Genomic DNA, 12,314 nt, shown 5'->3' with positions numbered 1-12,314 from the left:
CCATATAGAATGAAAAAAACAGGTATTGGCATGTTGATACTACTCCTAGGTGTAAGTTCCTGGTACGTATGGTTCAAAAAATACGATTATGAAATTACATTTAGAGCACATCTGGCACCTCTAGGCGCATATTATAAGATAAAAAATATGCAATACAATGATAGTCTTATTGTTGCTAACGCCAATATTGAAGAGGTTACTCTACAACAAAAGGTCAAAATTGCAGGAGAAAATATACGCCTGGATTGGTATTTTACTCGTATTGAAGATACAGTAACAGAAATTAAGGTAGGGATCGTGTCTGCGCAACATTCATTAAAAAACCGAATAGACGTACTCACGGGCTCCTCTTTGGTCATTACACAAATTAAGGCTAACATGATAACCATACGAAAAAAGCTGAGGTACTATACTGATACTTTTAAGGTAATTGTAGAAGGAGAAAGTAATATGCCCAAGGTGCAGGCTTTAGCACTTTCGACCGCTACAAAACGAGAAAATAAAGCTGAGCAGATGATGAAAAGCAACGGTTATCTTCATCCTAAGCTAATAGAACATAAGATTCAGAAAGATGGTTATCCCTTTGTGAATGTAAAACATTGGGATATAGAGAACGATAGTATTCACATGGACTTTGGTTTTCCTATAGTTATCAAAGATTCTTTGCCAGTAGACTCCAGGATTGTATTTACGAGATCCAATGCCCAAAAGGCCTTAAAAGCGAAGTACTACGGTAATTACAGAACTAGTGACGAAGCCTGGTTTGTCATTTTAGCATATGCAACTTTTCATGGGATCCCTATCAAGAATGAACCCATAGAATTTTTTTTTAACAACCCCATGCAAGGTGGTGACGAACTACAATGGAAAGCAGAGGTGTATTTTCCAATTGAAGAATAGTATAATAATATCATAATTTACAGGTGGGCTGAAATTGTAAAACGCAGGATGCATTTACTATAATGCGTAAAAAATAATACAAACGATTACATTTTATTTTAGTGAAGATTCGCTTTTCTATTGTAAAGATACTTTAGATATTTGTATATGACTGACTTAAATTTTTAGTTATTGACTGAAAATTATCTACTTTGTAAAAGGCAGGTTAAACCAATGAAACTACGTCTTGCTAAGTAGTATTTGAGAATCTTCGATTTTTCAATATACCATCCGGGTTTAATATTTTATGATATGGCTATTGTATGGATTAATTAAAAACTTACTAGTATGCTCAAAAAATATATTATTGCTTTCGATCAGGGAACTACCAGTACCAGAGCCATCGTTTTTAATACTTCTGGAGAAATTCTCGGGATGGCTCAAAAAGAGCTTACACAATTGTATCCAAAACCGGGATGGGTAGAACATGATCCAGAAGAAATTTATAAGCATCAGCAGGAAGTTTTTATCGAGGTACTTAAAAAAACAGGAATAGCTATAAACGAAGTGGCCGGTATTGGGATAACCAATCAACGCGAAACTACCGTGGTTTGGGATAAAATGACAGGTAAGCCTATACATAATGCTATTGTTTGGCTGGATAAAAGAACGACTAAGATTTGTGAACATTTAGAATCCCAAGGTCTGGGCGACTATGTGTCTAAACATACGGGATTAGTTATCGATTCTTATTTTTCGGGAACCAAACTCAAATGGATTTTAGATCATGTAGAAGGAGCCAGAGAAAAAGCTAAAAATGGAGAGCTGCTCTTTGGGACCATAGATACCTGGCTAATCTGGAAATTCACAAAAGGAGCCAGGCATGTTACAGATCATTCGAATGCATCTAGAACCATGCTTTACAATATTGTTGACTTGAATTGGGACAGCACTTTACTAAGTGTACTGGATATTCCTGATGCTTTGCTTCCAGAGGTACAACACTCTTCCTCAGACTTTGGGAGTATACATCACGACGGTATCGATATTCCGATTTATGGTGTAGCCGGAGATCAGCAGGCTTCGTTGTTCGGACAAGGAGGGTATAAATCTGGCATTGCAAAAAACACATACGGCACAGGTTGTTTTATGTTACTCAATACAGGAAAAAAACCGTACTTCTCAAAAAATGGATTGTTAACTACGTTATGCTGTAGTCTACCTGGCGATACTATGAAATATGCTTTAGAAGGAAGTATATTTGTTGGTGGTGCTTCCATACAATGGTTACGCGATAGGTTGCAGGTTATACAAAATGCTGCTGAAACCGAAAGTATTTGTAAATCCACTTCATCTCCAGATGATGTATACGTGGTTCCTGCATTTGCCGGTTTGGGAGCTCCCCATTGGGATATGGAAGCAAAAGGCGCTATTTATGGTCTTACATTAGATGTGGGGAAGAATGAAATCATCAAGGCAACGGTAGAAGCATTAGCCTATCAAACCAGAGATGTACTAGAAGCAATGATAGAAGATAGTGGCAAGCAAATGAAAGAACTAAAAGTCGATGGTGGTGCTTCTGCCAATGACTATTTGATGCAGTTTCAGTCTGATATTCTTAATGTGGCTGTAGATCGACCCAAGATGCTCGAGGTTACTGCCCTGGGAGCTGCATTTCTAGCGGGAATAAAAGCAGGTATATGGACCAAAAAAGATATTTCTGGGATTAGAGCTACAGATACTATTTTTAAACCTCAGATTACACAACATGAACGTAATAAAAGATATTTAGGGTGGCAACAAGCCGTAGCGCGTACAAAGACGGTAAATAAAAACATGCTGGCTACCAAAGAAGACGGTCCGATACGCTTTTCTATTTTGGATCGAGATACACAACTCAAAAAAGCCAAAACCGAAAAATATGATCTTGTTGTTATTGGGGGTGGTGTGACAGGGGCAGGAATTGCATTAGATGCCTCTTCAAGAGGGCTAAAAGTATGTCTTGTAGAGAAAAACGATTTTGCATCAGGTACCAGCAATAAATCTACAAAATTAATTCATGGGGGGTTGCGATATCTCAAACAAATGGAAATAGGTTTAGTGAAAGAATCGGGTAGCGAACGTGCTATAGTACATCAACTAGCCCCGCATTTGGTAGTGCCTGAAAAGATGTTATTGCCATTGATCGAAGGCGGAACCTATGGAAAGCTTATGGCTTCTTTTGGACTCAAGGTTTATGATTTCCTGGCCAATGTCGAAGGTGATGATAAGAGAAGGATGTTAAGCGTTCAAGAAACATTGGATAAAGAACCCTTACTTTCAAAAGATGGCCTTACCGGCGGGGGGTATTATGCCGAATATCGAACAGATGATGCTCGACTTACCGTAGAATTGCTAAAAAAAGCAGCTTCATTTGGTGCAAATAGTATCAATTATTGCGAAATGCGCACTTTCAATTATACTGATGATGGTCAGATAAAAAGTATTGAATGTTTAGACCATAATACACAAAACACGTTTACCATTAAGGCAAAAAATTATGTATCTGCAGCAGGGCCATGGGTAGATCTTTTACGCAAAAAAGATCAGTCTATGAATCATAAATATTTACATCTTACCAAAGGTGTACACTTGGTGTTTTCTAGAAAGAAATTTCCACTAACTCAATCTATTTATTTTGATGTTCCCGATGGCAGGATGATTTTTGCTATTCCGAGAGGTAGAGCCACATATGTAGGTACTACAGACACAAATTACAATGCAAATCTTAATAGAGTAGTGGCTACTAAAGATGATGCCAACTATCTGTTAAATGCGGTTAATCATATGTTTCAGGATGTACAATTGAGCATTGATGATATAGAATCTAATTGGGCAGGTTTAAGACCCCTGATTCATGAAGATGGAAAAGATCCTTCTGAATTGTCTAGAAAAGATGAAATTTTCATATCAAACACAGGCTTAATTTCTATTGCAGGAGGAAAACTAACAGGATATAGAAAAATGGCACAGCGAGTTATCGATTCGGTGTTAAAAACAATGTCAAGCAAAAAAAGAGATAGTTTTTCTAAATCACATACACATCAGATACCCTTAACTAGTGATCCCTTAAGTGATGCAAAAGAAGTGAACTCTTATACGCAAAAAATTACTCACGAACTCAAAAATTTGAAGATTGATGATCCCTATTACGGTTGGTATCTGGTATCAACATATGGTAAACAAACCGATGATATTATAGCTAAAATAGATTACTTTTTGAATGATGATAGTAGTGAAAGATTAATTAGGGCCGAGTTGTGGTATAGTGTACACCATGAAATGACGAATGGTTTGGCAGATTTTTTTGTAAGAAGAACAGGAAGATTGTATTTTGATATTCATAGTGTGTACAAATATCGATCTCTTATTGAAGAAGATTTGATCAAATATTTACATTGGGACGAAGATCGCTTACAATCAGAAAACGACTACCTGGATCTACTATTGCAAGACGCAACAACATACTATGAAAAAGAATTTGATTAGTACCAAGGTTTAAAATTGACCAACTACCCCTATCTGACCTGCGCCTAGTCTAAGATTCCAGTTGATTTTATGTTTTCGATCCTTATATGCGTAGCGCTCTTTTTTTTCAAGATATTTTTCTACACCATCTACTATCGCTATACTTAAGGCGGTACTTAATACAACATCAGTAAGCCAGTGTGCCTCTTCCCATAGACGAGAGACTGGCGAAAGCATACCCAAAGCGTAAATGCCCCCTTTGATAAATGGGTTTTTAAATTGTTTACCAATAGCATATGCAGTAGTGATCGAAAGAATGGCATGACCAGAAGGAAAAGAATGAAAAGCAGCATCACCACCCGAGTAAAATTTGAAGTGAAGGTTTCCTTTATCTGTTAGCGGTCTGGCGCGACCCACTAATGTTTTGCTTACGGTTTGAAGTAATCCTCCTGCAGTCGCAGAAGCAATGAGAAGCACCCCGGTTTTTCGTATTTTTTCATTTTTGGTAATAAGTCCTAGCGCATAAACACTAGTCGTAAGACCGTAATTAAATAGTGGTTTTCCAAACCTAAAGCTAGCTTGTCGAACAAATTGTGGGATATCATCGGCGCGATCGGCAAAATATTCGCTGGTGGGTTCATCAACGGTTAATAGTATGGCAGTTCCCGCCATGATGCTTCCAAAAGTAAGCCAATTTTTTCCTTTCCATCGAAAAGGTTGCGTGTAGGCATTTTTAACACCTCCGTAAATAGATGCACCATCATATTTAATAGTTTGCCAGGTGGTCATTTTTTTTCGAGAATCTGATTGATTCAGGGTATTTTCGGTTGTAGTAGAATCTGTAGCTATTCGAGCATCCTGCGCATATGATGTATTTGAAATTACTACCAATAATGTGCTAAGAAGTAGGTATTTGAGATAGTTCATAACAGTAACTTAGTCGACAAAAATAACAATCTGTGTCATAATACCATAATATCAATAGCTAAATCCATACTAAACTATGCTAAAGCAGAGTTGTTGGGGTATCAATATCAAGAAGCTAGATTATTTTCTTGTCTTGGCTTTTGGTTCTAAAAGCTTTAGTATCTGTTCGCTACCATAGAGACAGTGTTCTTAAGTGAATTCTATTAATTCATTTTCGTATCAGCGTGGTGGGTTGAAAGGCTGTTTAGAAAACACTTCCAACACTACATCTCGCCCGAAGCAATGCTTTGTGGTGGCATTTTCAAACTTAATAACGGCATTTTAATATACAAACCGGGTTTAAGTGACTCAAAATCAATAACAAAAGATCTTTTTTTTCTATTTTTTTAGGATTCTCATAGGGTAGAGGCTTAAAACAGTTAAAATAGTACTCGAAATCAATACTAACTGTTATGGTATATGTCTAGTTTTACCATCAAGAATAGTATTATGACAAATATTACAAAACATGGATTGTCCACAATTGAAATTCCCGCATACTTAAAAACGTTGCAGGAGTTGCTATCGGGTACCATCATTACTACGAATGGTGGGTTCACTCTAGAGTTGGATACGAATACAGGTGTTGGAAATATATCTTATACATATTTACAAAAGGGCTTGCAATGCTGGGATTTTGATATAGAGCTAGCTTCAGACCTATCCATTCCCGCCGCTGTAGAAGATAAAAGTCTACTACAGTTTTTTTATTGTCTCGAGGGGAATTGTTATTACCAGTCTGAGGATTTTGAAGAATATCTTCCTATAGAAGAGCTTTATGCCGGAGTAACGTATAGTGCTACTGGCCAAGAAGATCGAATTCATTTTAGGAAGGGTAACAGAGTGCGCTTCAATGTAATGTGTTTGCAACATAAAGAATATGGATTCTTAACGCATTTAGATTCTACGCTTTTTGATCAAAAGGTCGACGAACTTATTGTGTTTATTAACGAGCAGTCGAAACCATTTTACTTAAACGGACTAAACTTGTCTATAAGAGAGCAGTTAAAATTTATTGGAACCTTAAAATCTGATAATAATATTGCTAACATTTTATACGAACACGGTGGTAGCTACTTGGTTTTTGGGAAATTTATTGAACAATTTCTTACCGATACAAAAATGCGAAGTAACGGAAGGGTTTTATTCAAAAGAGAATTAAAGATAATTACTCAATTGAGCGATTACATAAAGGACCAACCTGAGCTTCGGCATTCTATAAGTAATTTAAGTTTACGGTCTGGAATACCCCCCAAAAAACTTCAAAATGGGTTTAAACTCATGCATAATAAAACAGTTGCAGAATATATTCGAAATGTTCGTTTAGAAAAAGCTGAAGTATTGTTGAGAACTACCGATTTAAATGTTTCAGAAGTTGTGTATTCGATAGGTCTTACCAGCCGAAGTTATTTCTGTAAAATTTTTAGAGATAAGTATCATTGTAATCCGAGCGATTATAAATCTAATCTTTAATCCGGATTATCTATTATAATTTCGTAATGAGACTCTTAAATGCATAACAATGAAACTTTTAGGGCTAGGGGTGTAGCGTAAGAAGTGTTTTGTTAATTTAAGCCTAGCACTGCTACGGAAGTCGAAAAAGTTCTAATTATCAATCATTGTTGTCCGATAAAAAAGTTGATAAGCTCTAAAAATCTCTATTACCTTTAGGAATTTATGAGTTTATAGAAAAGACACCTTGCTTTTCTGAAATTTAGACAACTTATTTTGAAACTAAATCGCCTTTACTTTAAAAACCTTGATAAACAAGTATTTATAAATAAGTCTTTGTTCTATTTTCTAGCAGTGCAGCGGTCTATTTTCTTTAACCGGACAATACTGATTATAAATATTAATAATCCAAAAGAGATTTATAGGCAACAGGATCAAGCATACTTTCATATTGAATATCTTTTTTGAATAATTCTTTAGCAATGGGATGAGCTAAAAGATGAATATCGTTTCCACAATGAATAAGATGTTTGAGAGCATCATCAGTAATATGAGGATCTAACCAATCATCATAACAAACGCTATCCATAATAACAGGAGTAAGTGAATTCATATTCTGGATCTTGTCGACTATGCCATAGGCTTCTTTCACTAAAATGGCACAGGTAATAAAACCATCATCAAGAGTGGTTGCTATGCCAGCAAGGCAAAAGGGTTTTTGCTGAGCATGTACGTAATAGGGATAAAGTTCCCCATCTTTATAATGATGAATAAAAAAACCTGTAACTATGATTAAACAATTTTGAATCGTAGTAGAGTGATTCGCAATTTCGTTTTGACCTAAATTTTTGTAGCGTACATGCAAAGTACTGTATACTTTTTGGTAATCTTCCCAATCACTTTTAAAATCATCTGGAAGCATTCCCCATATGCCAAAAGATATCTTAGAAGGGGTATCAGACATAATAATAGCCAGAGATTCCTCATTTCGACTGTCGATAAGTTGATTAGGTCGGTAAAGTTTGGGATGTTCGAACTTTCTGCCTAACTCAGACTCTATGAGATCGATTTTAGCGGTATTTGACAATTTTCTAATCGGCATGCTCTTAAATATATAGTAATATTAAGGCAAACTTTGATACTAGAGGATTGCTATCAAAATTAATATGTATGTAATCAATTAATAGATGAACAATGCGTTAATTTATGAGTCAAATAACGATAACACTAGATTTTAAAGTTCAAATCAATTTAGTATAATTTTTCATTGTTGTTCGATAAAAAAGTTGATACGCTCTGAAAATCGCTATGACCATTAAGAAATTATGAGTTTATAGAAAGGACACCTAGTTTTTCTAAAATTTAGACAACTTATTTTGAAACTGAATCGCCTTCACTTCAAAAACCATAATAGACAAGTATTCACAAATAAGTCTTTGTTCTATTTTCTGGCAGCGCAGCGGTCTATTTTCTTTAACCGGACAATACTGATAATTTTTTAGAAATTTTCTAATGTATTTTTCGATGTGTACCATAAACAACCTGTAATACTTATATACTAAAAGGGGTTCTACTTTTAAGCTAAGGCCTATGAGATGAACATCGAATTTTTGATGTAAGATGTTGGCTTAATTAACAACTTTAGTAGATTGATAATAATTTTAGTTTATACGATGTTTTGGTTTTTGAATTGCGAAGGAGTTATTCCTTCAAACCTTTGAAAAGTTCTGTTAAAACTAGTTTTAGAATTAAATCCACATTCATACGCGATGCCTAGTAATGTATATTTGGCATAGGCGGGATCTTTTATTTTTTTCTTTACTTCTTCTACTCGAAATCGATTTACATAATCGAAAAAACTTACCTCTGCGATTTGATTCAAGATATAAGACAATTTTTTATCAGAAATACCCAGCTTTTCCGATAAAAATTTTAGAGATAAATCAGTACGCAAATACCACTTATGCTTATCCATGAATGTATCCAATTGGCGTTGCAGAGACTTCATTTCTTCAATATCACTATGTAAAGTAGTATCGGTTGTATTAGTAATCTCAGTTAAGATTTTCTTTTTTGAGATAAGTTTTGACTCCGAAGTATCTTTTTTAAACAAGAACTCGGGTAAGAAAACTTTTGTTTGCGAAACCCCGTGGTAAGCCAAATAAATAAGAGAAAAAACAACAAAAATTGCGATTATTCCTACCGCAGCGTTGGTGTCTTCAATAAACACTTCATATAGGGTAATACTCACATCAATTCCAAAAATGATAATGACACTGTACAATAATTTTAAGAGCCAGCTCAAATCTGCAGAAGTCATATTTGCATAATACAACTCAACGATTCTATTGGTTTTTTTTAGAAACTGTATAGAGAGAAAGCAATACACCAGTGAATTGATATTACTTAGCGCCCATAAATTTTCTAGCCCTTCTCGTAAATGACCAAAAACCTCTGGACTTTGATATAGACTCAACAGTTTTGGGATACTGGCAAATAACAAGTACAATACGGGAACTAAAAAATGAATACTATTTTTTCTTAACATACCCCGGGATGGGTAAAAGATAGCTTTTGAATATAAATAAAGACACGGACCAATACTTACAGGAATCGTATCCTGAAATAAAAAAGTAGCGAAAAATAACATCTTACTCTCGTTAATAAACCCATAAAAACAAATTAAGGTAAGGCAGATCCATAAAAAAATAATAAAAAGCACTCTAAAGTGAAATTCTTTCTTGCCATTTTTCCATAATACATATAATAGTAAGAAGCTAGAGAATATTCCGCTATGAAGAATAAAATCTATAAAAAGATCCATGAGAGATAAACTAAAAATCTAATTTGACAATTTATACTTACAAAATTATAATTAAAATTGACTCATTGCATGGATTATGTTTTTAAATAAGAAATAATTTCTTTCTAGAGATAAACTGATGTAAACCGATTTTATTAGTAAAAAAGAGTACCACATCTTCTTTTGGGACGAATTTTAAGGAAAAATTAAGTTTATTGCATCACAAAACTATACTGTTCTAATAAAAAAATCAAGAGGAGTTCATTGTATAGTTTTTTGTGTACAACAAAATAAAGCCCCAAATTGCTGTTAACCATACTTCTTATTATTTCAATATTTCAGGGAATTGTACTAGGGACAATTATCTTGAAATCTCCTTTGTTCAGAAGCAATTCTAACAAATATCTTGCCTATGCCATTTTTTCGATTTCTATCTCTTTACTCAACTGGGTTTTAGATGAAAACGGATTATATGAGGCTTTATCTTTTTTGCGCATTATAGATGTATTAGATTTCGGAATCGTATTTCCTGTTTTTATACATCTATACGTAATTCATGTCATTGATCACCCAACTAAAAATTCAAAGAGAAATCTGTGGTTATTTATTCCATTTTTGTTTATTAACACTGTAGATAGCTTAAGTATAATTGTAGACGAAACAACTTCTTCTTTTTCTATGCAGATGTTTTTCGGCGTTTTATTACTACTACAAATTATCGTAATATTTTTCGCTTTTCCCGGGATAGTATGCTATACCTATACGTTTCTCAAATTTTCTAAAAATGTAGCACAGAAAAAATGGCTCATTTACTTATGGTTGTTAACATGCGGTATATTTATTTCATTCACTGTAATGACTATACTAGGAATTTTTACTGATTATGAGCATCCAGAGAGTATTAATGTTCTGATTTTGCTCGTCGTATTTTTAATCCATTGGATGATATACAGAGGAATCTACCAGTTCAAGTTAGCTAGTGACCAAGAAGAAATTAGTGCTTTATTCAAAAAAATAGAATGGAAAAAAGAACAGGATACTATTTCGAACTATAATCTAGCCAAAATACAAAACGAAAAGAAAGAAGGGACATTTACCGAGGATAACGATTATTTCCAAAAGCTAGAAGATTTATGTGTAAATGAACTCATTTATAAAGATAGTACATTGGATAGAGATAAGGTAGCCGAACTTTTAGGTATTAGTCCGGGATATGTTTCACAAATTGTAAATACCATTTCAGGTAATAATTTTGCTACGTATATAAATCGATTTAGGGTTGAAGCGGTAAAAAGAATTATTGTTGATCCCGAATTTGATAAGTACAATCTTGTGTCGATTGGACTGGAATGTGGCTTCTCTTCAAAAACTACATTTCATACTGCATTTAAAAAAATAACAGGGCTTACACCTAATGCGTACCGTAATGAAAAAAAATAGTATGGATTTGTTCACTTTTAAGGTTTTGAAACTTAACAAAGTGACCGTCTAAATATGTTTGTCAAAATTTAAATCAAAATATTATGAAACTTACATCTGTAACCCTAATTGCACTACTTTCCGCTTTCTTTTTATCAAGTTGTACAAAAGACGATGATGCTATAGCAAATGCTTCGACTCTAAAAGATGAAATAGAAAACCCAGAATTTGTGAAAATCCTGGAAAATACTATTTCCGACTTACCAGAAAATGGTCAAATTGCTATTGCAGTAATCGATAAAGAATCGACAGAATATATCGGAATATCAAATCAGAACAAAATATTGAAAAGAACAAATAATGAGGATAACATTTTTGAAATAGGATCAATAACCAAAGTTTTTACCAGTATATGTTTGTCAAAACTAATAGCTGCAAATCAGGCTTCGCTCACAGAAACATTACAGGATCAATTTGATTTTCCATTGAAAGAGGGAGGTGAAATTAACCTTAAACAGCTCGCTAATCATACGTCGGGTTTACCTAGACTGCCAAATAATGTAGATGAAATTATCGATTTTGATATAAAAGATCCGTATTCGAATTATACCGTAGATAATATGAAAAGTTATTTGCAAAATCATGTAGTATTGAATGATATAAACAGCATTCCATTTGAATATTCTAATACCGGGGTAGGAGTATTAGGTTATCTATTATCTCAAAAAATGGGGCTGACTTATGAAGATATGCTACAGGATCTTATTTTCGAACCCTTGCAAATGACCAATTCTACTACACAATTATCAAATGTAAATTCTTCAAAATTAGTTAAAGGCGTAAACGAAAATAATGCTGAAGTATCAAATTGGAATTTTACTGATGTTTTTGCGGGAACCGGCTCTATAAAGTCTTCTGTAAAGGAAATGGAAAAGTTTGTGCGCAAAAACTTTGAAGATGATGTAGCGTATAACTTGCCACAACAATCCACATTTGATTTGGGAGAAGGGACATCTATAGGACTTGGCTGGTTTATTTTGGAAGATGAAGGCTTTAAAGCGTTATTTCACAATGGGGCTACCGGTGGGTATAATTCTTATCTGGTAATGGATAAGAGTAACCAGAGAGCAGTAGTTATCATGATTAACGTATCATCTTCAAAAGAAGATTTATTCTATGGCAACATGATCACCGAAATAGGTAATGAGCTGATGGAAAGTATATCTCTTTAATAAGAAAGGTTTACATCATTTTCAAAAAGGAGTTCATACCCAAGATTTTAAAAATC

8 protein-coding genes are annotated in these 12,314 nt (G+C 34.3%); 5 read left to right on the top strand and 3 right to left on the bottom strand.

What is annotated here, in order from left to right:
- Positions 1-9 precede the first annotated feature (9 nt).
- Positions 10-900, top strand: a complete 891-nt coding sequence (locus J8281_RS05850; RefSeq protein WP_210196668.1) for a hypothetical protein — start codon at positions 10-12, stop codon at positions 898-900.
- A 327-nt stretch (positions 901-1,227) separates the two neighbouring features.
- Positions 1,228-4,407: a glycerol kinase GlpK gene (gene glpK, locus J8281_RS05845; protein WP_210196667.1), complete on the top strand. Its 3,180-nt coding sequence runs from the start codon at positions 1,228-1,230 to the stop codon at positions 4,405-4,407.
- 9 nt (positions 4,408-4,416) lie between these two features.
- Here glpK and J8281_RS05840 read toward each other — a convergent pair whose 3' ends face one another.
- The gene (locus J8281_RS05840; RefSeq protein ID WP_210196666.1) at positions 4,417-5,313 is read right to left on the bottom strand and encodes a phosphatase PAP2 family protein; all 897 of its coding nucleotides are present in this window, start codon (positions 5,311-5,313) and stop codon (positions 4,417-4,419) included.
- A 489-nt stretch (positions 5,314-5,802) separates the two neighbouring features.
- On the opposite strand from J8281_RS05840, the gene J8281_RS05835 reads away from it, so the two are divergent.
- On the top strand, positions 5,803-6,825 hold the full coding sequence (locus J8281_RS05835) for an AraC family transcriptional regulator (protein ID WP_210196665.1): 1,023 nt from the start codon (positions 5,803-5,805) through the stop codon (positions 6,823-6,825).
- A gap of 379 nt (positions 6,826-7,204) precedes the next feature.
- Here the strand turns inward: J8281_RS05835 and J8281_RS05830 are convergent, their stop codons facing one another.
- Entirely contained in the window at positions 7,205-7,906 is a 702-nt protein-coding gene (locus J8281_RS05830; RefSeq protein ID WP_210196664.1) for an SOS response-associated peptidase family protein, read from the bottom strand.
- Positions 7,907-8,470: 564 nt separating this feature from the next.
- A complete protein-coding gene (locus tag J8281_RS05825; RefSeq protein WP_210196663.1) occupies positions 8,471-9,628 on the bottom strand; it encodes an AraC family transcriptional regulator in 1,158 nt (385 codons plus the stop codon).
- Positions 9,629-9,910: 282 nt separating this feature from the next.
- Between J8281_RS05825 and J8281_RS05820 the strand changes: the two genes are divergently transcribed.
- Entirely contained in the window at positions 9,911-11,047 is a 1,137-nt protein-coding gene (locus J8281_RS05820; protein WP_210196662.1) for an AraC family transcriptional regulator, read from the top strand.
- An 83-nt stretch (positions 11,048-11,130) separates the two neighbouring features.
- Positions 11,131-12,258, top strand: a complete 1,128-nt coding sequence (locus tag J8281_RS05815) for a serine hydrolase (protein WP_210196661.1) — start codon at positions 11,131-11,133, stop codon at positions 12,256-12,258.
- Positions 12,259-12,314: the final 56 nt, after the last annotated feature.

Source organism: Aquimarina sp. U1-2 (assembly GCF_017897595.1).
Taxonomy (GTDB): Bacteria; Bacteroidota; Bacteroidia; order Flavobacteriales; family Flavobacteriaceae; genus Aquimarina.
This window is presented reverse-complemented; position numbering and strand designations above follow the sequence as displayed.